This is a genomic window from Sphingomonas sp. Root710, from assembly GCF_001429065.1.
Lineage (GTDB): Bacteria > Pseudomonadota > Alphaproteobacteria > Sphingomonadales > Sphingomonadaceae > Rhizorhabdus.
In genome coordinates, this window is sequence record NZ_LMIB01000001.1 from 458,116 (window position 1) to 484,054 (window position 25,939).

18 protein-coding genes are annotated in these 25,939 nt (G+C 65.9%); 9 read left to right on the forward strand and 9 right to left on the reverse strand.

The window, feature by feature from the left end:
• Window positions 1-4 precede the first annotated feature (4 nt).
• Window positions 5-4,534, forward strand: coding sequence for a glutamate synthase large subunit (gltB, locus tag ASE00_RS02115; RefSeq protein ID WP_056377404.1), 4,530 nt, complete (start codon window positions 5-7; stop codon window positions 4,532-4,534).
• A gap of 204 nt (window positions 4,535-4,738) precedes the next feature.
• Window positions 4,739-5,410 (forward strand): glutathione S-transferase family protein, encoded by a 672-nt coding sequence (locus ASE00_RS02120; protein WP_056377405.1) that lies wholly within the window; start codon window positions 4,739-4,741, stop codon window positions 5,408-5,410.
• 36 nt (window positions 5,411-5,446) lie between these two features.
• On the opposite strand, the gene ASE00_RS02125 is transcribed toward ASE00_RS02120, so the two are convergent.
• The gene (locus tag ASE00_RS02125; protein WP_056377408.1) at window positions 5,447-6,769 is read right to left on the reverse strand and encodes a M20/M25/M40 family metallo-hydrolase; all 1,323 of its coding nucleotides are present in this window, start codon (window positions 6,767-6,769) and stop codon (window positions 5,447-5,449) included.
• 193 nt (window positions 6,770-6,962) lie between these two features.
• On the opposite strand from ASE00_RS02125, the gene ASE00_RS02130 reads away from it, so the two are divergent.
• Complete coding sequence (locus ASE00_RS02130; protein ID WP_056377410.1) at window positions 6,963-8,330, forward strand: DEAD/DEAH box helicase; 1,368 nt, start codon at window positions 6,963-6,965, stop codon at window positions 8,328-8,330.
• A 33-nt stretch (window positions 8,331-8,363) separates the two neighbouring features.
• Here the strand turns inward: ASE00_RS02130 and ASE00_RS02135 are convergent, their stop codons facing one another.
• The 6 genes from ASE00_RS02135 to recN form a co-directional block, all read right to left on the reverse strand.
• Window positions 8,364-9,527, reverse strand: a complete 1,164-nt coding sequence (locus ASE00_RS02135; RefSeq protein WP_156405239.1) for an aminotransferase — start codon at window positions 9,525-9,527, stop codon at window positions 8,364-8,366.
• 3 nt (window positions 9,528-9,530) lie between these two features.
• Complete coding sequence (locus ASE00_RS02140) at window positions 9,531-10,163, reverse strand: DedA family protein (protein WP_056377413.1); 633 nt, start codon at window positions 10,161-10,163, stop codon at window positions 9,531-9,533.
• 80 nt (window positions 10,164-10,243) lie between these two features.
• Window positions 10,244-12,121, reverse strand: coding sequence for a CHASE3 domain-containing protein (locus ASE00_RS02145; protein WP_056377415.1), 1,878 nt, complete (start codon window positions 12,119-12,121; stop codon window positions 10,244-10,246).
• A gap of 78 nt (window positions 12,122-12,199) precedes the next feature.
• A complete protein-coding gene (gene ligA / locus ASE00_RS02150; RefSeq protein WP_056377417.1) occupies window positions 12,200-14,326 on the reverse strand; it encodes an NAD-dependent DNA ligase LigA in 2,127 nt (708 codons plus the stop codon).
• Between the two features lie 44 nt (window positions 14,327-14,370).
• Complete coding sequence (locus tag ASE00_RS02155) at window positions 14,371-14,757, reverse strand: response regulator (protein ID WP_056377419.1); 387 nt, start codon at window positions 14,755-14,757, stop codon at window positions 14,371-14,373.
• Between the two features lie 218 nt (window positions 14,758-14,975).
• Entirely contained in the window at window positions 14,976-16,637 is a 1,662-nt protein-coding gene (gene recN, locus ASE00_RS02160) for a DNA repair protein RecN (RefSeq protein WP_056377420.1), read from the reverse strand.
• 94 nt (window positions 16,638-16,731) lie between these two features.
• Between recN and ASE00_RS02165 the strand changes: the two genes are divergently transcribed.
• From ASE00_RS02165 to ASE00_RS02175, 3 genes are read left to right on the forward strand one after another with little or no spacing between them, the layout of a single operon-like run.
• Window positions 16,732-17,694 (forward strand): acyltransferase family protein, encoded by a 963-nt coding sequence (locus tag ASE00_RS02165; RefSeq protein ID WP_056377422.1) that lies wholly within the window; start codon window positions 16,732-16,734, stop codon window positions 17,692-17,694.
• 38 nt (window positions 17,695-17,732) lie between these two features.
• On the forward strand, window positions 17,733-19,313 hold the full coding sequence (locus ASE00_RS02170; RefSeq protein WP_235538509.1) for a hypothetical protein: 1,581 nt from the start codon (window positions 17,733-17,735) through the stop codon (window positions 19,311-19,313).
• A gap of 7 nt (window positions 19,314-19,320) precedes the next feature.
• Window positions 19,321-20,868, forward strand: coding sequence for an FAD-dependent oxidoreductase (locus tag ASE00_RS02175; protein ID WP_056377424.1), 1,548 nt, complete (start codon window positions 19,321-19,323; stop codon window positions 20,866-20,868).
• Here ASE00_RS02175 and ASE00_RS02180 read toward each other — a convergent pair.
• A complete protein-coding gene (locus ASE00_RS02180) occupies window positions 20,865-21,593 on the reverse strand; it encodes an SDR family NAD(P)-dependent oxidoreductase (protein ID WP_056377426.1) in 729 nt (242 codons plus the stop codon). The genes ASE00_RS02175 and ASE00_RS02180 overlap by 4 nt on opposite strands.
• Before the next feature lie 91 nt (window positions 21,594-21,684).
• On the opposite strand from ASE00_RS02180, the gene ASE00_RS02185 reads away from it, so the two are divergent.
• Both ASE00_RS02185 and ASE00_RS02190 read left to right on the forward strand, forming a co-directional pair.
• Entirely contained in the window at window positions 21,685-23,697 is a 2,013-nt protein-coding gene (locus tag ASE00_RS02185) for an acyltransferase family protein (protein WP_162256397.1), read from the forward strand.
• On the forward strand, window positions 23,694-24,482 hold the full coding sequence (locus ASE00_RS02190; RefSeq protein WP_156405240.1) for an FkbM family methyltransferase: 789 nt from the start codon (window positions 23,694-23,696) through the stop codon (window positions 24,480-24,482). Before ASE00_RS02185 ends, ASE00_RS02190 begins: the two co-directional genes overlap by 4 nt.
• A gap of 1 nt (window position 24,483) precedes the next feature.
• On the opposite strand, the gene ASE00_RS02195 is transcribed toward ASE00_RS02190, so the two are convergent.
• A complete protein-coding gene (locus ASE00_RS02195; RefSeq protein WP_056379203.1) occupies window positions 24,484-25,350 on the reverse strand; it encodes an alpha/beta hydrolase in 867 nt (288 codons plus the stop codon).
• Between the two features lie 107 nt (window positions 25,351-25,457).
• On the opposite strand from ASE00_RS02195, the gene ASE00_RS02200 reads away from it, so the two are divergent.
• On the forward strand, window positions 25,458-25,886 hold the full coding sequence (locus ASE00_RS02200; protein ID WP_056377431.1) for an OsmC family protein: 429 nt from the start codon (window positions 25,458-25,460) through the stop codon (window positions 25,884-25,886).
• The last annotated feature ends 53 nt before the right edge of the window (window positions 25,887-25,939 follow it).

Here is a 25,939-nt window from a genome sequence, read left to right on the forward strand (position 1 = left end):
CGTGATGTCCTACGAATATCTGACCCCCGAACATGCTCGCCTCGCCCGCGAGGGCATGTACCGTCCCGATTTCGAAGGCGATGCCTGCGGAGTCGGTCTGGTCGCGGCGACCGATGGCAAGCCGTCGCGCCGCGTCGTCGCGGCCGCGATCGACGCGCTGAAGGCGGTGTGGCATCGCGGCGCGGTGGATGCCGATGGCAAAACCGGCGACGGGGCCGGCATCCATGTCGATCTGCCCGCGCGCTTCTTCGACGATGCGATCGAATATGCCGGGCACAAGCCGCAGCCGAACCGCCTCGCGGTCGGCATGGTGTTCCTGCCGCGCACCGATCTCAGCGCGCAGGAGACCTGCCGCACGATCGTCGAGAGCGAGATCATCGATTTCGGTTACACCATCTATGGCTGGCGTCAGGTACCCGTCGACGTGTCGGTGATCGGCGAAAAGGCGCTGCAGACCCGTCCCGAGATCGAGCAGATCATGATCGCCGGGCCGATGCCCGACGCGATGAGCCTCGAGGAGTTCGAGAAGAACCTCTACCTGATCCGTAGGCGTATCGAGCGCAAGGTGATCGAGGCGCAGATCCAGGGCTTCTACATCTGTTCGCTGTCGGCGCGCTCGATCGTCTATAAGGGGCTGTTCCTCGCCGAGGAGCTGTCGGTCTTCTATCCCGACTTGAAGGACGAGCGGTTCGTCAGCCGGGTCGCGATCTTCCACCAGCGCTATTCGACCAACACCTTCCCGCAATGGTGGCTGGCGCAGCCGTTCCGTGCCCTCGCCCACAACGGCGAGATCAACACGATCCGCGGCAACAAGAACTGGATGAAGAGCCACGAGATCAAGATGGCGAGCCTCGCGTTCGGCGAGCATTCGGACGAGATCAAGCCGCTGATCCCGGCGGGTGCGTCGGACACGGCGGCGCTCGACGCGGTGTTCGAGACGATCTGCCGTTCGGGCCGCGACGCGCCGACCGCCAAGCTGATGCTGGTGCCCGAAGCGTGGCAGAACAGCCATGACGTGCCCGAGGCGCGCCGGGCGATGTACAGCTATTTCGGATCGGTGATGGAGCCGTGGGACGGCCCGGCCGCGCTGGCGATGACCGATGGCCGCTGGGTCGTCGCGGGCGTCGACCGCAACGCGCTGCGCCCGCTGCGCACCACGCGCACCGCCGACAATTTGCTGATCGTCGGTTCGGAGACCGGCATGGTCGTCGTCCCCGAAAGCACGATCATCGCCAAGGGCCGGATGGGCCCGGGGCAGATGATCGCGATCGATCTGGAAGAAGGCCGCCTTTATGGCGACGCCGAAATCAAGGACAAGATCGCCGCCGAGAAGCCCTATGGCGAATGGGTCAAGGATTTCCGGACGCTCAAGGACCTGCCCGCGCCCGAAGAGGACATGATCCCGCGCTGGTCGCGGCCCGAACTGCTGCGCCGCCAGGTCGCGGCGGGGCAGACGCTGGAGGATATGGAGCTGATCCTCAGCCCGCAGGTCGAGGACGCCAAGGAGGCGATCGGCTCGATGGGCGACGATACGCCGCTCGCGGTGATCTCGGACAAGCCGCGGCTGATCAGCCATTTCTTCCGGCAGAATTTCAGCCAGGTCACCAACCCGCCGATCGACAGCTTGCGCGAAACGCGGGTGATGAGCCTGAAGACGCGCTTTGGCAACCTCGCCAACATCCTCGACAATGAGGGGCAGAATGCCGATGTGCTGGTGCTCGAGAGCCCGGTGCTCCACTGCCGCGACTGGCACACGCTGAAGAACCATTTCGGTGCGCAGGCGGCCGAGATCGACTGCACCTTCGACGCGCATGGCGGGCCCGACGCGCTGCGCCACGCGATCGCGCGCGTCCGCGCCGAGGCCGAGACCGCGGTGCGCGAGGGCAAGGCCGAGCTTTTCCTGACCGACGAGCATGTCGGGCCGGACCGGATCGCCATCGCGATGGTGCTGGCGGCGGCGGCGGTGCACACCCACCTCGTCCGCAAGGGGCTGCGCTCCTATGCGTCGGTCAATGTCCGTTCGTCCGAATGCCTCGACACCCATTATTATGCGGTGCTGATCGGCGTCGGCGCGACGACGGTGAACGCCTATCTGGCCGAAGCCGCGATCGCCGATCGCCATGCGCGCGGCCTGTTCGGCGATCTTTCGCTGGCCGATTGCCTGAAGCGGCATCGCAAAGCGATCGACGACGGTCTGCTCAAGATCATGTCGAAGATGGGGATCGCGGTGATCTCCAGCTATCGCGGCGGTTATAATTTCGAGGCGGTCGGGCTCAGCCGCGCGCTGGTCAACGACTTCTTTCCCGGCATGCCCGCGAAGATTTCGGGCGAGGGTTACAACTCGCTGCAGATCAACCTGGTCGAGCGGCACGAGGCGGCGTTCGACGACGTCGTCGTGTCGCTGCCCGTCGGCGGCTTCTATCGCCAGCGGGCGGGCGGGGAGGCGCATGCCTATTCGGCGCAGCTGATGCACCTGTTACAAAGCTCGGTCGCGACTGACAGCTATTCGACCTATCTGCAATTCTCGCGCGGGGTGCGCGATCTGCCGCCGATCTATCTGCGCGACTTGCTCGAGTTCAACTGGGCGCGAGAGGGGATTCCGATCGACTCGGTCGAGCCGATCACCGAGATCCGCAAGCGCTTCGTGACCCCCGGCATGTCGCTCGGCGCATTGAGCCCCGAGGCGCATGAGACGCTGGCGATCGCGATGAACCGGATCGGCGCGAAGGCGGTATCGGGCGAGGGGGGCGAGGACAAGAGCCGCTACGCGCCCTATGCAAACGGCGACAACGCCAATTCGGTTATCAAGCAGGTTGCTTCGGGCCGCTTCGGCGTCACTGCCGAATATCTGGGCGCGGCCGAGGAGCTGGAGATCAAGGTCGCGCAGGGCGCCAAGCCCGGCGAGGGCGGCCAGTTGCCCGGCTTCAAAGTCACCGAGATGATCGCGAAGCTTCGCCATTCGACCCCCGGCGTGATGCTGATCTCGCCGCCGCCGCATCATGACATCTATTCGATCGAGGATCTGGCGCAGCTGATCTACGACCTGAAGCAGATCAACCCGCGTGCGCGAGTCTGCGTCAAGCTGGTCAGCTCGGCGGGCATCGGCACCGTCGCGGCGGGCGTCGCCAAGGCGCATGCCGACGTGATCCTGGTCGCGGGCCATGTCGGCGGTACCGGCGCGAGCCCGCAGACTTCGGTCAAATATGCCGGCACGCCGTGGGAAATGGGGCTGAGCGAGACCAATCAGGTGCTGACGCTCAACGGCCTGCGGCATCGCGTCAAGCTGCGCACCGACGGCGGCCTCAAGACCGGGCGCGACATCGTCATCGCCGCGATCCTGGGCGCGGAGGAGTTCGGCATCGGTACGCTGTCGCTGGTCGCGATGGGCTGCATCATGGTGCGGCAGTGCCATTCGAACACCTGCCCGGTGGGCGTCTGTACGCAGGACGAGGCGCTGCGCAAGAAGTTCGTCGGCACGCCTGAGAAGGTCATCAACCTGATGACCTTCATCGCCGAGGAGGTGCGCGAAATCCTCGCCAAGCTCGGCGTGCGCTCGCTCGACGAGATCATCGGCCGCACCGAACTGCTTCGCCAGGTCAGCCGAGGCGCCGAGCATCTCGACGACCTCGACCTCAACCCGGTGCTCGCCAAGGTCGATGCGCCTGCCGACAAGCGGCGCTTCAACATCAAGGGCTTCCGCAACGAGGTTCCCGACAGCCTCGACGCGCAAATGATCGAGGACGCCAAGGCGGTGTTCGACCGGCGCGAGAAGATGCAGCTGACCTACACCGTGCGGAACACCCACCGCGCGGTCGGCACGCGCTTCTCGGCGGAAATCACCCAGCGCTTCGGCATGTCCTCGCTCGCCGACGGCCATGTCCATATCCGCCTGCGCGGATCGGCGGGGCAGTCGCTGGGCGCCTTCGCAGTCAAGGGCATCACCCTCGAAGTGTTCGGCGATGCGAACGACTATGTCGGCAAGGGCCTTTCGGGCGCGATCATCGCGGTTCGCCCGATGGTGTCGTCGCCCTTGGAGACCAAGTCGAACACGATCATCGGCAACACCGTCCTCTATGGCGCGACGTCGGGCAAGCTGTTCGCGGCGGGGCAGGCGGGCGAGCGCTTCGCGGTCCGCAATTCGGGCGCGACCGTAGTGGTCGAGGGCTGCGGCGCGAATGGCTGCGAATATATGACCGGCGGCATCGCCGTGATCCTGGGCCGGGTCGGCGCGAATTTCGGTGCGGGCATGACCGGGGGGATGGCCTTCGTACTCGACGAGCAGGGTGACTTCGAACAGAACGCCAACCCCGAGAGCATCCTCTGGCAGCGCTTCGCCTCGGTCCGCTGGGAAATGCGCTGCAAGGCGCTGATCGCCGAACATGCCGAGCGCACGGATAGCAAATGGGCGCACAGCATCCTCGACGACTGGGACCGATGGCGTTTGCGCATCTGGCAGGTCTGTCCGAAGGAGATGGTCGATCGCCTCGATTATCCGCTGAGCGACGCCGAGGCCGAGGTGGTGGCGGCGGAGTGAGCCGAAATTCCCCTCCCTGCCAAGGGAGGGGTTAGGGGCGGGTTAGTCCGCTTTTTTGGCCGACCGGAGTTGCCACGACCCGCGGCGTGACCCACCCCCAGCCCCTCCCTTGGCAGGGAGGGGAGCAAAAAGGGAGGGGGAAGCGCATGTTCTTCATTTCGTCCTGCTGACATCATTGCCGCGGCTCGATAGGGTCGCGGCAACATGTGGCAGCTTTACCAATTCCCGCTCTGTCCCTTTTCGCGCAAGGTCCGGCTCCAGATGGAGGAGAAGGGCATTGCCTATGATCTTGTCCGCGAGTCGCCCTGGTTGCGGCGCGACGAGTTCCTCGATCTCAACCCGGTCGGGCAGACGCCGGTGCTGGTCGATCCCACGACCGGCACCACGCTGATCCACAGCTGCGCGATCTCCGAATATATCGAGGAGACAGTGGAGCCAGTACCGATGCTGCCGGGCAACGCCGCGGCGCGGGGCGAGATCCGTCGGCTGGTCGCCTATTTCGACGAGAAATTTTACGCCGACGTGGTCGGCCCGTTGCTCTATGAGCGCGCGCTGAAACGGATCGTCCATCGCGCCTCGCCCGACGCCGGCGTGCTGCGACAGGCAATGAAGGCTGTCAACGATCATCTTGATTATATTGACTATCTGGTCGGTAGCCGCCGCTGGATCGGCGGCCCGCTGCTCAGCCTGGCCGACCTTGCCTGCGCCGCGCATATTTCGGTCGCCGACTATCTGGGCGGGATCGATTGGCGCGGCCATGACGAGACCAAACAATGGTATTCGGGCATGAAATCGCGCCGCTCGTTGCGCGTCGTGCTGGCCGAGCGGATGGAATTGGTCGGCCCGCCCGAACATTATGAGAAGCCGGATTTCTGACTTCCACCCTCTACCGTGAAAACGGAGAGGGCTAAGTTACTTCCGCTTCTCCGCGCTCAACCGCGACATCAATAGCGCCGCGCGTTTCGCCTGGAGCGGGATGCTCGTCAGGTCGACGGTTTCGCCCGGGGCGTGATCGCCGGTGCTGTATGGGCCCATCCCCGCGAAGCTGTCGACATCCTTCGCGACGAAGCTGACGTCGCCCGCGCCGCGCTTGAGCGGGTCGAGCGCAGGCATGTCGGGAAGGCCCATGTCGCGATTGACGATGTTGAGCCGGTCGAGGATCGCCTTGTTACCCGGCGTCGGCGCCATCGCGGGATAGCCGCCGTCGGGAAATTCGATCGTCGCTGCCGTGCCCGGCAGATGATCGGTGACGATCGCCTTCATCTTCGCCCGCACCCGCTCGGTCTGTTCGTCGGACAGGGTACGCAGGTCGCCGCGCGCCTCGGCGAGCGGGGCGATGATGTTGGTCTTGCCGGTCGCGGTGGCGCGAATGCCCTCGGGGTCGGTCGACTGGGTCGCGCCGCCCGCGATCAGGCCGACATTGTAGGTCAGATTGGTCTCGGGCAGTTCACGGCGAAAGCGGTCGATGATCCGCACAAGTTCATAGATCGCGCCATAGCCCACCTTCTCGCTGAAGATGCCGCTCGAATGGCCGGTGTTGCCGGTCGCCCTGACAATCCAGCTGTTCGACGAGCGCCGCGCGATCGAGCCCATATCGCGGCCATTGTCGCGGACCAGCCCTTCATAGTCGAGCGCGACATCGGCGCGCTTGCCAGCCGCGATCAGGTCTGCGCGGGCAAGCTCTATCGGGTCGCCCGCATCCTCCTCGTCGCCGGTCAGCACCACTTCGATATCGGCATGGGCGAGCGTCCCCGCCGCCTTCATCGCGCGCAGTGCCGCGATCATCACGACCATGCCGCCCTTGTCGTCGCCGGCACCGGGGCCCTCGGCCTTGTCCGCGCCTTTCATCGTCCAGTGCTGAAACGGGCTGTCGGGTTCGAACACCGTGTCGAGATGGCCGATCAGCAGCAGCCGCTTGCCCCGGCCATCGCCCTTGTGGGTGGCGACGATATGGCCCGCGCGCCCGGCCTTCTCCATCGGTATCCAGCGGACCGTGAAGCCGAGCGGTTCGAGCTCGGCGCGCATCATCGCGCCGACCTTCGTCACCCCGGCGATATTCCGCGAGCCCGAGTTCACTTCGACCAGCGTCTTGAGCAATCCGACGCTGCGGCCGCGTTCGGCATCGATCGTGCGGATCATCTGCGTCTCGCTGTTGCTCAACGCAGCCAGGGCAGGGGAGATGACCGATGCCAGTAGGACACAGGCCGCAATATTCCGCCATCTTTGGAGGGGCATGAACAGCTCCGCTTGTAATCCGGTCCAGGATGGATCATATGCCGCCTTGCGTCGATGCTGTTTTGCAGCATTTGGCCGATGAGCAGCGTGATCTCCTGTCCGTTCCAAGGGGCAGGCCGGCTCGGGCCCGCAGGACGCAAACCAAGCTGAGGCTTCCCAATTCACGCGGGTCGTCATGTGAACCCGCTGTCGCATGAACGCTCGTTCGTGCGCCCGCACCTTTGAAAGTGCATTTGTGACCAAATTTTCCGAACTCGGTCTTATCGAGCCCCTGCAGCGCGCGTTGGCCGCCAAGGGCTATGACATCCCCACGCCGATCCAGCAGCAGGCGATCCCGCCGCTGCTCGAAGGCCGCGACCTGTGCGGCATCGCCCAGACCGGCACCGGCAAGACTGCGGCCTTCGCGCTGCCGTCGCTCCATTATCTCTCCGAAAATCTGAAGCACACGCCGCCGCAGGGCTGCCGCATGCTGATTCTCGCGCCGACCCGCGAACTGGCCAGCCAGATCGCCGAGAGCTTCGTCCAATATGGCAAATTTCTGCGCCTGAGCGTCGCCACCGTTTTCGGCGGCGTGCCCATCAACAAGCAGATCCGCCAGCTCCAGCGCGGCGTCGACGTCCTCGTCGCCACCCCGGGCCGCCTGCTCGACCTGATCGACCAGCGCGCGCTGAGCCTGAAGTTCGTCGAGGTCTTCGTTCTCGACGAGGCGGACCAGATGCTCGACCTGGGCTTCATCCACGCGCTCAAGCGGATCGACCAGCTTCTGCCGAAGAAGCGCCAGTCGCTGTTCTTCTCGGCGACCATGCCCAAGACGATCGCCGATCTGGGCGATCGCTTCCTGACCAATCCGGTCAAGGTCTCGGTCGCGCCGCAATCGACCACCGCCGAGCGGGTCGAGCAATATGCGACCTTCTGCAATCCGGCCGAGAAGCAGGCGCTGCTGACGCTGCGTATCCGCAGCGAACCGATCGACCGCGCATTGGTCTTTACCCGCACCAAGCATGGCGCGGACCGCGTCGTGAAGAATCTGCGCGCGGCGGGCATCGAATCCGAAGCGATCCACGGCAACAAGAGCCAGCCGCAGCGTGAGCGCGCGCTGGGCCTGTTCCGCAAGGGCGACATCCGCATCCTCGTGGCGACCGACATCGCGGCACGCGGCATCGATGTCGGCGGGGTCAGCCATGTCTTCAACTTCGAGCTGCCCAACGTCGCCGAGCAATATGTCCACCGCATCGGCCGCACCGCGCGCGCGGGTGCCGCGGGCATCGCCATCGCCTTCGTGGCTGACGACGAGCGGCCCTACCTCAAGGCGATCGAGCGGCTGACCAAGATCCAGCTTCAGATCCAGCCGCTGCCCGAGAACTTCATCGCTGAACGCGCCAAGCTGCCCAAGCCCGCGCCCAGCGCGCCGCAGCCGCAGGGCGATCGCCGCCGTCACGACGGCGGTGGCCGCAACGGCGCCGGCGAAGGCCAGCCCAAGCGCCGCTTCAGCCGCCCCAAGGGGGCGCCCGGCGCGCACAAGGGTTCGGTGCGCCGCTTCGGCGGTAGCGGCGGGCGTTAAGTCTTAAAAAACCCTTCCCTCCGGGGAGAGGGGTTAAGAGGCCAGTTTCTCGCGCATGGCGGCGAGGCGTTTGATCGCCTCGTCGAGAACCGCGTCGTCCTTGCAATAGCAGAGGCGGACGATGTTCGTGACCGGGCTCTCCGCGAAGAAGGCTGAGACCGGGATCGTCACGACCCCGCCTTCAAGCGCCATCCGGTCGGCGAAGCTGACGTCGTCGAGGGTGATGCCCGACGCGGTCAGGTCGACCGAGACGAACCATGTCGCCTGGCTGGACAGCACGGCATAGCCGACGGCCTGGAGCCCGGCGACCAGCCGGTCGCGTGAGCGTGCGAAGTCGGCGCGCATATCCTCGAACCAGTTTTTCGGCTTGGTCAGCCCCTGCGCCACCGCGACCTGCAGATTGGGCGGGGTGGTGAAGGTCATGAACTGGTGTGCCTTGGCGACCTGTGCGGCGAGCGCCTTGCCGGCGACCATCCAGCCGACCTTCCACCCCGTCAGCGCGAAGATCTTGCCCGCCGATCCGATCTTGACGGTCCGCTCGCGCATGCCGGGTAGGGTGATCAGCGGGATATGCTCGCCTTCGAAGATGACATGCTCCCACACCTCGTCACAGATCGCGACGATGTCGTGGCGGATGCAGCGGTCGGCGATCAGCTCCTGCGTGGCGCGGTCATACATCCGGCCGGTGGGATTGGCGGGGTTATTGAAGATGATCGCCCGGGTCTTCGGTCCGATCACGGCGTCGAGAGCGGCGGCGTCGAGCGTCCAGTGCGGCGGTTCGAGGCGGATCAGCCGCGGGGTGCCGCCCGCGCGGCGTACCATCGGCAGATAGGCGTCGTAAAGCGGCTGGACCAGCACCACCTCGTCGCCTTCGGACACGAGGCTCAGGATCGATGCGGCGATCGCCTCGGTCGCGCCCGAGGTTACGACGACCTCCGACTGCCAGTCGACGGCGAGGCCGTGATGTTCGGCATAGTGCCCGGCGACCGCCTGACGCAGCTCGGGCAGGCCGAGCATCGACGGATATTGGTTATAGCCGTTGAGCAGCGCCTCGGCGGCGGCGCGGCGCACGTCCTCCGGCCCCGGGGCATCGGGAAAGCCTTGGCCTAGGTTGATCGCGCCGGTCTCGCGCGCGATCGCCGACATCTTCTCGAATATGGTGGTGGGCAGCGCGGCGTAGACGGGGTTCATGGCCATATCTCAGACCTTTGACGCCGGGCGTTTCAGCCGGTGCCAGACGAACCATATGCCGCCTGCCAGGATCAGGCCGACGATCAGGAAGTCGAGCGTGTGGAGGATGCCGCTCAGCCGCGGATCGGTGCGCCACTGCTCGCCCAGCTTCATGCCGACCCAGGCGAGGCCGAAGCACCAGGGCCAGGAGCCGATGAAGGTGTAGAAGTGGAAGCGCAGCAGGTTCATCCGCGCGACGCCCGCAGGGAAGGCGATGAACGAGCGGATCGCGGGGAGCAGGCGGCAGACCAGCACGGTCAGGTCGCCCCAGCGGCTGAAGAAACGTTCGGCCCGGTCGAGATCGCTGTGGCTCATCAGCACATAGCGGCCCCAGCGATCGACCACTGCACGGCCCCCGCGCTTGCCCAGCTCATAAGCGAAGATCGACCCGACATTGCAGCCGATCGCGCCTGCGGTTGCCGCGAGATAGAGGTCGAACCGGCCGGTCGAGACCAGATAGCCCGCGAAGGGCATGATGATCTCCGAGGGCAGCGGGATGCAGGCGCTCTCGATCGCCATCAGGATGACGATGCCGGTATAGCCTGTCGTCGAGATGACGGTGATGATGAAGCCCGCCAGCACGGCGATGATCTTGTGGAACATGGGGTTGGGATAATGGGCAGCGTGGGGACGCACAAGCGTTCCTCATCCCGGATTTTCTGGGATGATGAGGGTGCCGGCTCTCAGGCCGGCCGGTTGGCGCCCTTGCCGTCGAGCACCTCGCGGACTTTCACGCCGAGCTGGGTCACGCTGAACGGCTTGGGCAGAAAGGCGACCCCGGCGTCGAGCATGCCGTTATGGACGACCGCGTTGCGGGTATAACCGGTCGTGAACAGGACCTTGACGTCGGGGCGCATTTCTATGGCGGCGTCGGCGAGCTTGCGGCCGTTCATCTCGGGCATCACGATATCGGTGAAAAGCATCGTGATCGAAGGTTGCTCGCTTAGCGCCTTGAGCGCGTCGCCACCGTTGACCGCCGAGATCACGGTATAGCCAAGCTCGCGCAGCGCATCGACCGAGAAGTGGCGGACACGCTGCTCGTCCTCGACCACCAGGATGGTTTCGCCCGGACGGGCGACCGGCACCACGGTCTCGCCGATCGCAGGGCGGCTTTGCTGGTCGCTGAGCTGGCCGAGATGGCGAGGAATATAGAGCTTGACCGTCGTGCCGTGGCCGGGCTCGGAATAGATCGCGGCATGACCGCCGGTCTGCTTCATGAAGCCGAAAATCTGGCTGAGGCCGAGACCGGTGCCCTTGCCGACCGGCTTGGTGGTGAAGAAGGGATCGAAAGCCTTGGCCATGACGTCGGGCGTCATGCCGCTGCCTGCATCGGTCATGCTGAGCATGACATATTGGCCGGGGGTCACGTCGCCGCGCGACCGCGCATAATCATCGTCGAGATAGGCGTTGGCCGTCTCGATGGTGATCCGGCCGCCGTCCGGCATCGCGTCTCGCGCGTTGACCGCCAGGTTGATCACGGCGTTCTCCAGCTGGCCGGGATCGACGAAGGTGCGCCACAATCCGCCCGCCAGCACCGTCTCGACCATATATTCCTCACCGACGGTGCGCTGGAGCAGTTCGGACATGCCCGCGACCAGCTTGTTGACGTCCACCGTGAGCGGGGCCAGCGGTTGCTGGCGCGAGAAGGCGAGCAGCCGCGCGGTCAACGACGCAGCGCGTTCGGCGCCTTCATGGGCATTGTCGATATAGCGCAGCAGCCGATCGGGATCGCCGAGCCTCCGGCGGGCGAGATCGAGGCTGCCTATGACGATCGCGAGCATATTGTTGAAGTCGTGCGCGATGCCGCCGGTCAGCTGGCCGATCGACTCCATTTTCTGCATCTGGCGGATCTGTTCCTCGGCGATCTCGCGCGCCGCCATCTGCTCGCGCAGCGCAGCCTCGGCGGCGATCGCGGCATCGCGCGCCTGCAATAGCTCGCGTTCGCGCCGAATGCTGTCGCTGATCACCGCCGCTGCGACGATCAGCGTGGTCAGCACCGCGGCGACCAGCGCGAGGCCGAGGCCCTGGACGAGCATGTCGGTATCGCGCCGACGCTCGGCCAGCAGCCTTTCCTCCTCGGCCACCATGTCCTGCATGACGGCCAGCGCCGCCTTCATGCGCCGGACACCTTCGCCCGATTCGATCCGCGCGGTTTCCTCGCGCTGCTCGCCATTGTCGGCAGCGACAACACCCTGCCGCGCGAAGACCAGCTTTGCGGCGACTGTACGGCGCAGCCGGTCGATATTACCGACCTGCACCGGATTGTCGTTCACCTCGAAGGCCAGCCGGTCGATCGCGGGGTCGATCTCGTCGGCCAGCCTGTTGAGGTCGGCCTTCATCAGGGGGTTGCGGGTAAGGACATAGCCGCGATGATCGGACTCAATCGCGCGAATATGATCAGTCAGGTCGGTAATCAGGATCTGGACGCGCAGCGAATGTTCGGACCAGTCACCCGCCCTGCTCTGCGCGCGTGCAAGAAACAGGGCAGCGATCGTCGCCGCTACGGCCACGAGCAGCCCGGCGAGGGCAAGATATGGAACGCGACGCCTGGCTATGCTCATGGACGGTTTCTTAGGGCGCTCACACTGTGCCGCAAGGGAAATCCCTAATCATCCGGGGGAAGCGTCGCAATCGACGCGCTATCGCGCCCGCGCGACGATATCGGCCCAGCCTGCCTCATCGGTAACGGCGATGCCCAGATCCTGCGCCTTTTTCAGTTTTGATCCCGCGCCGGGGCCGGCGACGACCAGATCGGTCTTCGCCGATACCGATCCGGCGACCTTCGCACCCAGCGCTTCGGCCTGCGCCTTGGCTTCATCGCGCGACATCGTCTCCAGCGTGCCGGTGAACACCACCGTCTTGCCGCTGACTTCGGAAGCGCGGGTTTCGTGGATCACATCGGCGGGCTGCAACTGGCTGAGCAGATCGGCGACCGCATCGGCGTTGTGCGGCTCGGCGAAGAAGTCGATCAGCGCCAGCGCGACCTCGGGGCCGACACCCGGCGTCTCGATAATGGCGGCGAGTTCCTTGGCGACGCGAACCGTGAATTTTTCGTCGGGCTCGCCGATGGCCTGCACCGCCTCCGTCCGGAGTTCGAGCGCGCGGTCGATCATCGCTTTCAGCGCGTTCCAGCTGCGATAGCGGCGGGCGAGGTCGCGCGCGGTCACCTCACCGACATGGCGGATTCCCAGTGCGAACAGGAACCGGTCGAGCGGCGGATTGCGTTTCGCGTCGATCGCGGCGACGAGGTTGCCCGCCGACGTCTCGGCCCAGCGCTCGCGGTTCAGCAGGGTCTCCCTGGTCAGCCGGAATATGTCGGCGGGTGATTGCACCAGTCCGTCGCGGAAGAAGCTCTCGATATGGGTCAGGCCCAGGCCTTCGATGTCGAGCGCATGGCGAGAGACGAAATGGCGCAGCGATTCGACCCGCTGCGCCGGACAGGTCAGCCTGCCGGTGCAGCGATAGTCGACCTCGCCGGGCTCGCGCTCTGCCGCCGATCCGCATTCGGGGCAGACATGCGGGAAAGGCCAGTCGCCGCGGCTCTGATCGCGCGACAGATTCTCGACGATCTGCGGGATCACGTCGCCGGCGCGCTGGATGACGACGCGGTCGCCCGGCCAGACGTTGAGGCGGCCGATCTCGTCAGCATTGTGCAGCGTCGCGTTGGTGACGACGACCCCGCCGACGGTCACCGGCTCGAGCCGGGCGACGGGGGTAAGCTTGCCGGTGCGGCCGACCTGGATGTCGATTGCGTTTAGGACGGTCTGTGCCTTTTCCGCGGGGAATTTGTGCGCGATCGCCCAGCGCGGCGCCCGGGCGACGAATCCGAGCCGCTTCTGCCAGTCGAGCCGGTCGACCTTGTAGACGACCCCGTCGATGTCGAAGGGGAGGTCGGCGCGGCGCGCCTCGATCCCGCGATAATGGGCGAGGGCGGGGCCTTCGCCCTCGACCCGGACAAGATCGTCGGAGACGGGGACGCCCCACCCGGCGATGGCGTCCATCACGCCCTTCTGGGTCTCGGCGGGGAGGGCGGACGTCTCGCCCCAGCCATGGGCGAGGAAGCGCAGCGGCCGCGAGGCAGTGACCGACGGGTCCTTCTGGCGCAGCGAACCCGCGGCGGCGTTGCGAGGATTGGCGAACTGGCGCGCCTTGGCCGGGTCCTCGGCCTCTGCCAGCAGCCGGGCGTTCAGCGCGGCGAAATCGTCCTTCGCCATATAGACCTCGCCCCGAATCTCGAAGACCGCCGGTATATCGTCGAGCAGGGTGGGCGCCTTCAGCCGCTCGGGAATGTCGTCGATGGTGCGGACATTGGCGGTGACATCCTCACCCACCGCGCCGTCGCCGCGCGTGGCGGCCAGGACGAGCACGCCCTTCTCATAGCGCAGCGAGCAGGAGAGCCCGTCGATCTTGGGCTCGGCGGTGAGCGCGACCGGCGCATCGGCGGGCAGGCTCAGATAGCGGCGCACCCGGCCGACGAAATCGGTGACATCCTCGTCGGCGAAGGCGTTGTCGAGGCTGAGCATCGGCTGGGCATGCGCGACCTTCGCGAGATGGCCCGATGGCGCCGATCCGACGAGTTTCGACGGGGAGTCGGCGCGCATGAGATGCGGATATTCGGCTTCCAACGCGCTGTTCTCGCGCATCAGCGCGTCATAGTCGGCGTCGGAAATTTCGGGCGCGTCGTCGCCATGGTAGAGGGCATTGTGCCGGGCGATTTCGGCGGCAAGGAAAGCGAGTCTCTCGGCGGCCTGGGATTCGGTGGTCATACCGCCCTTCTAGGCGGGAGCACCGGTCAGCGCCAAGCCTGTGATCAGGCGGGCGGGGTGCTGCTCGCATTGTTGATCACGGTCGATACGGCCGTCACGATCTGCGCTTCGGCGAAGGGCTTCTGGATGAAGATACTGCCGGGTACGCCCTGCGCGTGCCATTCGACGCCGCTGTCGCCGCTGACATAGACCACGCCGATGCCGGGATGCAATTCGCGTGCGCGCCGTGCGACATCCCATCCGGACAGCGATCCGCCGAGCCGTATGTCGCTGACGATGGCATCGGGGGCGCTCTCATTCTCCAGCGCCGTTATGGCGATAGCCGCACCGTCATGGACTTCGACCGCAAAGCCTGCGTCAAGAAGGGCCTGCTCGATGACCATGCGAACGATTGCATCGTCTTCGGCAACAAGAATTTTTCTTGACCCCATGTTCGCCCCCCACGTTACGCAAAAGCTACCACAACACCGCACCGACTCGGCTTCGTCAGCTATCTGAAAGGTAGACGAAATCGAATGCGCAGTGGAGCCTTCCGCTACGTAAAGGTCTAATCAATTAGTCTAGCTTTTTGTTCCGATTCCGCGCTGGAGGATGGTGCAGGCTATCGCTGGGCACCTATGGGCACCTAACAGAGGAAGCGTCTCTAGCGCTACGCCGCCTCCAGCAGCCGCAGCGCCTGCGCGCGCGCCTCGGCGGTGACTTCGGCGCCCGACAGCATCCGGGCGATTTCCTCGCGACGTTCGTCGCTGTCGAGCGCACGGACGCCGGTACGTGTGACCAGGCCGTCATGGCTCTTGGCGATCAGCCAGTGGTGCTGCCCGCGCGCCGCGACCTGCGGGCTATGGGTGACGACCAGCAGTTGCGCGCCCGAGGACAGGCGCTGCAGCCGTTCGCCGATCGCGCTCGCCACTGCGCCGCCGACGCCGCGGTCGATCTCGTCGAAGATCATCGTCGTCGCGGCGCCTTCTTCGGCCAGCGCGACCTTGAGCGCGAGAATGAAGCGCGACAATTCGCCGCCGCTGGCGATCTTGATCAGCGGCGCGAACGGCGCGCCGGGGTTGGTCGATATCTCGAACTCGACCCGGTCGCGGCCAGAGGCGGACCAGCCGCTTTCGGGCAGCACCTCCACCATGGTGCGGAAGCGCGCCGCGTCGAGCTTGAGCGGCGCCAGCTCCGCCGCGACCGCCGCGTCGAGGCGCGCGGCGGCGGCGGCGCGGGCTGCGCTCAGTGCTGCCGCCGCGTCGGCGTAACTCTTGCGCGCCGCGCGCGCGGCGGCCTCCAGCTGGGCAAGGCCAGCGTCGCCTGCTTCGATCCGATCGAGCCGCCCGGCCAGTTCGTCGCGCAGCGCGGCGAGCGCGTCGGGATCGACGCGGTGCTTGCGGGCGAGGGCCCGGAGATCGAACAACCGGGTTTCGGCCGCTTCCAGCCTCGCCGGATCGAAGCGCATCGCTTCGGCGGCGGCGGCGAGCTTGTCCTCGGCCTCGCTCGCCTCGATAACCGCGCGGTCCAGCGCGGCCAGCGCCTCGCCGAGCAGCGGATGTTCCGGAGCGATCCGGTCCAGCCGGCGCGCGGCCTGGCGCAGCGCGGAGAGCCCGCCGTCGGACCCGTCGAGATGCGCCGAGACCGCTTCGAGATCGTCGGTGAGCTTCGCGCCTTTCTGCATGTCCGAGCGTTCGGCGGCGAGGATCGCTTCCTCACCTGGCTCGGGCCCGAAGCGGGTCAATTCCTCGACGGCATGATCGAGCCATTCACGATCGCGCGCCGCATTTTCCAGGTCGGTGCGGGCGATGTCCAGCGCATCCTCCGCCACGCGCCAGGCGCGGTGCGCGGCGGCGACCCCGGCGACATTGAGCCGTCCGAAGCTGTCGAGCAGGGCGCGATGCCCGCGCGCGTTGATCAGCCCGCGATCGTCATGCTGGCCGTGTATCTCGACCAGCATCGCGCCGAGTTCGCGCAATGTCGCCGCCGACGCCGGCTGATCGTTGATGAAGGCGCGGCTGCCGCCGTCGGCCTTGACGACGCGGCGGATCACCAGCGCCTCGCCCGGCTCGGCATCGAAACCGTTTTCCGCGATCAGCGCGAAGGCAGGATGATCGGCGGGCAGATCGAAGCTGGCCGACACCATCGCCTGCGCCGCGCCGTTGCGGACGAGGCCGCTGTCGGCGCGCATGCCGAGCGCGAGGCCCAGAGCATCGAGCAGGATCGACTTGCCCGCCCCGGTCTCCCCGGTCAGCGTGCCGAGGCCGGCGCCGAATTCGAGATCGAGTGCTTCGATCAGCACGACGTCCCTGATGGCGAGCGCGGTCAGCATGGGACATGTGTAGAACATCGGTCCCCGCGCCGCCAAGAGGCTGATGACATGAGGCGGCTCTTTCCTTCGCCATGGCCTTGCCGATAGATAGGCCATGGAATCCCGGCGGATAGAAATTCTCGACGGCTGGCGCGCGCTCAGCATCCTGTTCGTCCTCGCCGGCCATCTCCTGCCGCTGGGGCCCAAGGCGTGGCAGTTGAACAGCGCCTTCGCCCTGTCCGGACTGGCGCTGTTCTTCGTCCTGTCAGGGTTCCTGATCACCCGCTTCCTTCTGGAAAAGCAGGATGTCGCCGATTTCCTGCGCCGCCGGCTGTTCCGGATCGTGCCGCTGGCATGGCTGGCGATGCTGATCCTGGCGGCGGTAGAGCGTCCCGACATGGCGAAGCTGGCGCTGAACCTGCTGTTTGTGGCGAACCTCGTTCCCGGTGCGCTGATGGAAGGGGGCGGCCATCTCTGGAGCCTGTGCGTCGAGGCGCAATTCTATGTCGGGATCGCGCTGCTGGTCGCGCTGTCCGGCCGGCGCGGTCTCTATATCCTGCCGCTGCTCTGCGTCGCTGTGACGGCCTTGCGCATCCATATGCATGCGCAGATCGACATCGCGACATGGTTGCGCGCCGACGAGATACTGGCCGGGGCGACGCTGGCACTGCTCTGTCATGACGGGCGTGCGGCGGGATGGATGAAGCGGTTGCCCGTCTGGCTGCCGGTGCTCCTATTGTTGGTGCTGCTCGCTTCGGGGCGCCAGAATGCCGGGCTGCTCCATTATGTGCGCCCCTATGCGGCGGCGGGCGCGATCGGGCTTTCGATATACGCTTTCCCGGCAATGCTGCGACGCATTTTCGTCTCGCGTCCGGCGGCCTATGTCGCGGGCATATCCTATGCGCTCTACGTCTATCACGGCATGCTGGCGGCGAGCTGGCTCGGCACCGGAGATGCGCTTATCCTCTATCTCAAACGGCCATTTCTGATCGCGGCGACCTTCGCCACCGCGCATTTCTCGACCCGATATTTCGAGCGGCCATTCCTTGCCTATGGCAAGCGGGCGGCGCTGCGCTGAGGCTTTCCTTTTCCCCGGCCTATGCCATTAGTGCGGTCATGGCGTGGGTGGAGACGGTGATGAGGCGGATCGTGGTGCTGGCGCTGGCGGCGCTGCTCTGCATCGGTATCGCGGTGGTTGCGAACTACAGCAAGCAGCAGCCGGGTTCCAATATGGTCGAGACGCCCGCGACCGCGGCAACGCCGCTGCCCAAGCAGCCGACCGCCTTCGGCATCAACGTCTTCGGCCCGATATATTGGAGCCGGGAGCGGGCCTTCATGAACCTGGTCGCGGGTGCGGGTTGGTATTCCATCCTCAACGGATGGTCCGATCTCGACCTGAAGCGGCTCGATCGCGAGGGTGCGCTGCCATCGCTTCGCCCCGGCGAAAATGTCGCGGTCGTCCTCGTCAGGCCGCCGCGCTCGGTCCGCGAAGACGTCGCCATTCGCTGCCGCTATGAAGGCGAGGGGGTCGTCAGCGGGATAAGCACCGCCAATCCGGTGGCATCGCCCGGCCGGTTCGATTTCACCTGGCACCGTGAAACGGAATGGACTCATCTCCGGATCGAAGCGACCAACCCGGCCAATCCGATCCGCCATATCGATTGCCGGGAGGCGGATGCCGATCCCAAACTTCTGTTCGATCCCGCCTTCGTCGCCAGCGTGAAGCCGTACAAGGTCGTCCGCTTCATGGATTGGCAACAGAGCAATTCGAACGCGGCCGGCAACTGGGCGCAGCGGACTCTGCCCAGTTCGACCTTCCAGGCGGGCGGGCAGGGCGTGGCGCTGGAGCATATGGTCGCGCTCGCGAATATCGCTCAGGTCGATCCGTGGTTCGTGATCCCGTGGAACGCGGATGCAGTCTATGTCGAGAATTTCGCGCGCTATGTGCATGATCATCTCGATCCGAAGCGCGCCGTCTATCTCGAAACCGGCAACGAGATATGGAACCAAGCCTTTCCCGCCGGGCAGCAGGCGCTGGCCGAAGGGCGCAAGGCGAACCTCGGCAAAACCGACGATCAGGCGCGGATGCGGCGCTATGCGCAGCGTTCGGTGGAGGTTTTCAAGATCTGGGAGCGCGTCTATGCCCAGGAACCGAAGCGGCTCGTGCGGATATTGTCGGGCCAGCATGCCTGGATCGATCCGCTGCGCGACGCGCTGGCCTTCGGCGACACCGCCGCGCATGTCGATGCGCTGTCGAGCGCGGCCTATTTCGGCCAGACGCTGCTGACCGAACCCGAGCCGGCGGATACCAAGGACCTCTCGCCGCTGTTTCCGAAGCTGACCGCGTCGATAGACGCAACGATGGAGGCGGCGCGCCAGTATAAGCAGCTCGCTGACCAACATGGCCTTCGCTACATCGTCTATGAAGGTGGGCAGCATGCGACCTATTCAGGCAAGGACCCGACATTGTTGGCCCGGCTCAACCGCGATCCCCGCATGGGCGAGGCCTATCGCCGCTATCTGGCCGAATGGGATAGCCAATATGGCGATGTGCTGATGCTGTTCCACTCGACCAGCCCAATCGGTGCGACCATGGCGTTCGGCCTGGCCGAATATAGCGGCCAACCGCTCGCGGAGACGCCGAAGCGCAAGGCGGTGCTCGACGCTATCGCGGCCGTGTCGCGCAGTCCCCGATAGATCGCGGATGACCGCGGACATCGATGACGACGGCAGCCCGTGGGATGTCGTGATCGTCGGAACGGGGATGGGCGGAGCGGCCCTGGGCTATGCGCTTGCCCGGCGCGGGCGGCGGGTGCTGTTCCTCGAACGCGGCGTGCTGCAGCCGGCGAGCGAGCAGCCGGCGGGCGAGGTGACCGATCCGGATGAACGGCTTCGCCTGGGGCTCTGGCCCGATCCCGTCCGCATGATCGTCAATGGCCGGGCGACCGAAAGCTATGCCGCGATCGGCTGCGCGGCGGGCGGATCAACGCGGCTCTATGCGGCGGCGCTCGAGCGGTTCGAGCCGGATGATTTCGACTCCACGGGCGGATGGCCGGTCCCCTATGCCGAGATGGCGCGCTCCTATGCGGAGGCCGAAGATGTGCTGAACGTTCTCGGGACGCGCGATCCGCTGGGCGATCCCGGCGCTCCGGAGCTTCCGCCGCCGCCGCCCTGCGCACCCGTCGACCAAGTGTTCATCGATGATTTCGCGCGCGCCGGGCTGCATCCCTACCGGCTGCATGTCGGCATTGGCTATCGGCCGGGCTGCCGGGAATGCCTGGGCGTCGTCTGCGACCGGGCGTGCAAGAGCGATGCCGCCAACAGCTTCTTGCAGCCGGCCTTAGCGACAGGCCATGCCGAATTGCGGGCGGAGTGCGAGGTGACCGCTATCGATAGCAGCGGGAGGACGGCGACGGCGGTCGCCTATCGCCGCAACGGCGTCCTGCGGCGCGTACATGGACGCGTCGTCGTGCTGGCGGCGGGCGCGTTGCGCAGCCCGGGGCTCATGCTGCTCTCCGCCAATGCCGACCATCCGGCGGGGCTGGCGAACCGATCAGGGCTGGTGGGCCGCCACCTGATGTTCCACGCGTCGGACTGGGTCGCGCTCTGGCCGTCGCGCAAGGCGGGGATGGACGGGCCTCGCAAGACGATCGCGCTACGCGACTTCTACCGTGCGGGTGGGGGGCGTCTCGGGGCATTCCAGTCGGTCGGGTTGACGGCCGGTTACGGCAACGTCCTGATGTTCCTGTACGACTGGTTCGATCGCGGCGCGCTGGCGCGGCTGCGCTTCCTTCGCCCCTTCCTGCGGATTCCGGCGGCGATTGCCGCGAAGCTGTTCGGCAAGGCGTCGATCTTCGCGCTGATCATGGAAGACCTGCCCTATCCCGGCAACCGCGTCGCGGTCGACCCCGCCGCTCCCGGCAGGATCATCGTCCATTATGATATTCATCCCGAACTGGCCGAGCGGAGCCGGATGGCGCGGAAGCTGTTGCGGGAACGGCTCGGCGGCCTACGGAAATTCTTCCTGCGGCCCGATTTCATGATCGACACCGGCCATCCCTGCGGGACGTGCCGCTTCGGTGACAATCCGGCGACGAGCGTGCTCGATCGCGACTGCCGCGCGCACGACCTCGACAATCTGTTCGTCGTCGACGCCTCGTTCATGCCGAGCAGCGCCGGGGTGAATCCCAGCCTGACGATCGCGGCGAACGCGCTGCGGGTCGCCGGGACGATCGACGCGCAGCTGGGTTAACGCAGCCCGATCTTCCGCTTGATCCGCTGCCGCAGCGAGAGCGGCGGCTCCACCAGCTGATTGCGCAGGAACTGCCGCCCATTCGGTCCGCCCGCTGGCAGATCGAGCAGCGCCATGCCCCAGTGTGCGGCGACATCGGGATCGATGCCGTCCGGCACGCCCATGCCGGTGTTGAGCGCGCCGGGAATCCATTCGTTGACCAGGATGCCGGGGCAGGTGGCTGCGGTCTCCACCGCGATCGCCCTGGTCAGGGCGTGGAGCGCACCCTTCGAAGCCGCATAGGCCGAACTCAGCGCGATCGGCTCGCGATCGGCATAGCTGCCCACCGTAATGATCCGGCCATGCCCGGCGCGCATCATGAAGGGCAGCACCGCGCGGCACACCGCCGCGACGCCGCCGACGTTGATCGCCAGCGTGTCGAGCAGCCCGGCGATCGGCTGGTCGAGGAAGGCGACACGCGGATAGGTTGCCGCATTGGCGAACAGTCCGTCTATCCGGCCATATTCGGCAGCCGCACGGTCGATGGCGTCGTCGAGCGCGGCGGTGTCGGCGACGTCGCAAACCCGATAACTGTAGCGTCCGGTGTCGAGCCCCGCGCCGGTCTCGATCAGGCCGCTCTTATCGCGCCCGATGGCGACGACCTGATCGCCGTGAGCGACGCCCAGTCTGGCGAGCGCACGGCCGAGTCCTGCGCCCGCTCCGGTGATGATAACGACCCTGTCCATGCCGCCCCCGTCTCGCACGAATTGATTGCGATCGCCAACATGCCGTGCAATTCCGGCTGGGGGCGGCGGGCCGCCCATGACGGAGCAGGGGATGATCCGATATCGCAAGGACATAGAGGGGCTTCGCGCCCTTGCGGTCCTCAGCATCATCCTGTTCCATTTCGGTGAAAGCACCTTCGCCGGTGGCTATGTCGGCGTCGACATCTTCTACGTCATCTCGGGTTTCCTCATCGGCAAGTCGGTGATCGCCGGCGTGACCGAAGGCCGTTTCTCGCTGCGCGATTTCCTCGTCCGGCGCCTGCGCCGCCTGTATCCGGCGCAGGTAGCGATGTTCGCGGTCTGCACGCCCGCCGCGATGATCCTGCTGCTGCCCGAACATCTGGTCGCCTATGCGCGCAGCCTGGCCGCCGCCGCGCTCTACGCCTCGAACATGCAGTTCCTGCGCGAGGCGGGCTATTTCGACAGCTGGGCATTCACCAAGCCGCTGCTCCACACATGGTCTTTGGGGGTGGAGGCGCAATTCTACGTCGCTTTCCCTTTGCTGATCCTGCTGCTTTCCCGGCTGGGCGGCGGACGAAAGCTGATGATCGGCATAGTCGCGGCGCTGGGGCTGCTTTCGCTCGTGGCGGCGGAGGCTGTGCTTCGGACCAGCCCGGTCGCGGCCTTCTATCTGTTTCCGCTGCGCGCATGGGAATTGTTCGTAGGGGTCGTGATCGGGGTGGTCGAAGCGCCTTACCGACTGCTGACGCGGCGGTGGCTGCGCGAGGCCATGACGGCGGTGGGTCTGTCGCTGATCATCGCACCCATGTTCCTCTTTGGATCGAAGACGGCTTTCCCCGGTCTGCATGCCATCCCGCCGGTGCTGGGCGCGGCGCTGATCATCGGGGCCGGGAGCGCGGGCCACTCGCTGATCGGCGATATTCTCTCACGCCAGCCTTTCACCGGCGTCGGGCTGATCTCCTATTCGCTCTATCTCTGGCATTGGCCGATCATCGTCTTCCTGACCTATTATGCCGCGGGCGACCTGCCTGGCAGCTGGCGGCTGGCGGGATTGGCCATGACGCTCATGGCCGCGCTACTTTCCTATCATTTCGTCGAGCGGCCATTCCGCAAGCGGCGGTCCTCCGATGCCCGAACCGTCGCATGGGCCTTGGTTCTCTGCCTGATCTTCGTCGTGGCGGGGGCGGGCCTGCGGCTCTCGCACGGCTTTCCCCAACGCTATGGCAGGGAGCAACAGGTGCTGGCGAACGCCGCGTCGGACTTCTGGCAACGGCGGGGCGAGTGCTTCGGACAGGATAATCAAAGGTTGGCGGGGGTGGCCTATTGCCGTCTCGGCGATCCGGCGGCGAAGCCCGATTTCCTGATCTGGGGGGATTCGCACGCTCGCGCGTTCCGCGACGGAATCGACCTTGCCGCCCGCGAGGCGGGGCGAAGCGGGCTGCTGGTGACCGAGGCCGGTTGTCCGCCCTTGATCGGCGTACGCAAGGTGGCTAGCGCCCAGTCGCGCGTGGAGGACGACGCCTGCTTCACCAACAATGTCCGGCTGATGCTCGCGCTGGGGCAGGACCATGCGCTGCGCGACGTCGTGCTGATCGGGCGCTGGGCCTTCTATGCCACCGGGCATGGCATCGGAAGCGATAGCGACAATGCGGTCCGGCTGACATGGGCCGACCGCCGCGATGGGCCGCCGGCGGAGCTGTTCGAGTTTGGGCTGACGCGCTCGGTGGAGATGTTGCGCGGACAGGGGAGGCGGGTGTTCATTCTCGAACAATTGCCCGAATTCGCCGATTTCTCGGCCTATCGTCTGGCGGTGCGGGTGATCCTGCGTGGTGAGGCGACCGATGCTGCGATCGGCGCGATCGGGCTGGCTGATCGGCCTGCGGTCGAGCGTCGTCAGGCGGCGGCGCAGCGGACGCTGGCGAAGCTGGCGGCGAATGGCGACGCCATCATCCTTCCCTCCCATGGCCGTTTCTGCGGTCCGGCGCGCTGCTCGGCGGTGCAGGATGGCCATCCGTTGCTGTTCGATCATGATCATGTCACCGTCGACGGCTCCTACCGTCTGCGCGGCCTGTTCGATCCCATGCTGAAGGGGGAAGCGCGGTGATCAGACAGTGGTTGGTGGGCTCCGTGGCGGGAACGATCGCGCTGCGGATTCGCGACGCCTACGCGATGCTGACGGCGAGCCGCGAGGCGGCAGGAACCGTCGCCAATGATCAGCTGGCCGCGCGGCTCGTCACCCGGCTCGCCGAGCGCGGGGAGAGCTTCGTCGATGTCGGCGCGCATATCGGGTCGGTGATCGCGGAGGCGCGTCGCCATGCGCCCGGCGCGGCCATCGTCGCGGTGGAGCCGATTCCCGAAAAGGCGGACCGGCTGCGCGCCAAATTTCCCTATGCCCGCGTCGAAAGCTGCGCGCTCGCCGAGCGGGAGGGGACGGCGAGCTTCTTCGTCGACCCGGACCGGCCGGGCTATAGTTCGCTCGCGCGCGGTGAAGGGCGGGTGCGCGAGATCGAGGTGCCGGTTCGCACGCTCGACGCCCTGATCGGCGATGGCCGCGCGGACATCGTGAAGATCGACGTCGAAGGCGGCGAACTGGGGGTGCTGCGCGGTGCGGAGGCGGTGTTGGCCACGCGCCGTCCGGTGATCCTGTTCGAAAGCGGCCCGGAAGAGGTTCTGGGCCATGGCAAGGCGGGGATGTGGGATTTTCTCCACGCGCGGGACTATGCCCTGTTCGTGCCCAACCGCCTGGCGCATGACGCGCCGCCGCTGTCGCTGGAGGGCTTTCTGGACAGCCATCTTTATCCGCGCCGCACCACGAACTACTTCGCAGTGCCTTTCGAGAAAATCGAAGCCACCCGCAATAAGGCACGGAAAATACTCAGAATAACATGATCTAGCTTCCGGTCACACGTCGCGCGAAGCGGGTGACGTCGTCCAAGACGGGGGCGTTACCGCGAAACGGCTTTGCCAGCGCGGTGACGATGCCGACATGGCCGAGATCGGGATAGACTTTGAGTTCAGAGGATGCGCCGAGCAAGCGGAGCTTGCGATCGAGGTTAATCGAATTCTTCGGCCAGACGGTGTCGTCATCCTGCCCATGGAGCAACAGCATCGGCGGTGCGGAGGCGGCGGCATAATGAATCGGCTGGGTCTCCTCCGGCCGTGGCCACTGGCCGAAGGTATTCTTCACGACATCGCCGTTGAACGGCAGGAAATCATAGGGCCCGGCGAGCCCCGCGAAGCCCTTGATCGCGGCGCGATCGGGGCCGAGAAATTGCGGGTCGAGCGCCAGCATCGCAGCGTTATAGGCGCCCGCCGAATGGCCGACGAGAACGATCCGATCTGGATCGGCGCCATATTGTCGGGCGTGCGCGCGGGTCCAGCGCACCGCTTCGGCGCAATCCTGGACGAAACCGGGGAAGTGGACCTCGGGCACCAGCCGGTAATCGGGTACGATGGTTACGAAACCCTGTGCCGCCAGCGCGCGTGCCGCGAAATGATAGCCTTCTCGGGTTCCGTTCGCCCAGGAACCGCCATAGATGAAGACGATCACCGGCAATGTCTTCCGCCCGGCGTTCACCGGCGCGTAGATGTCGAGCTTGCGGCGGGGGCCGTCGCCATAGGCGATGTCCGATGCGACCTTCCGGCTCTGCGAATCCTTGGGCATCACCGTGTCGAACGCCCGTACCGGGGAACAGGCGGCGGCAACCAGCGCACCGCAGATCAGCAACGCCACACCGGCCAGCGTCAGTTTTGTCATCATGTCTCCGCCATTATCGGATATTCGCAATTACGCCAGTTGCTACCCTCTGGTTGCGTAGCGCGTTGTGCGGATCGTCACGTGGTGACGGCATGAGGAGACCAGATATGATCGTTCGGAGCGGATCGGCCCATTATTCGGGCCTGGGTAAGGATGGAAAGGGGCATGTGTCGACTCAGTCCGGCGTGCTCGACCGACAGCAATATGGCTTCAACACGCGGTTTGAGGACGGCAAGGGCACCAACCCCGAGGAACTGATCGCGGCGGCGCACGCCTCCTGTTTCACAATGGCGCTCAGTTTCGGTCTGGCAAAGGCCGGTTATTCGGACGGCGAACTCGATACCACCGCAAAGGTCTCGCTCGACAAGGATGGAGAGGGGTTCAAGGTCTCCAAATCAGCGTTGACGCTGCAAGCTAATGTGCCCGGTATCAGCGAGGAAGAGTTTGGCAGGATTGCCGACGACGCCAAGGCAAACTGCCCGATATCGAAACTGCTCAATGCGGAAGTGACGCTGGAGCGCACACTGCTCGCATGAACAACGAAGGGGGCCGAAATCGGCCCCCTTCTCCCAGTCGGCTCCAAAAGCCG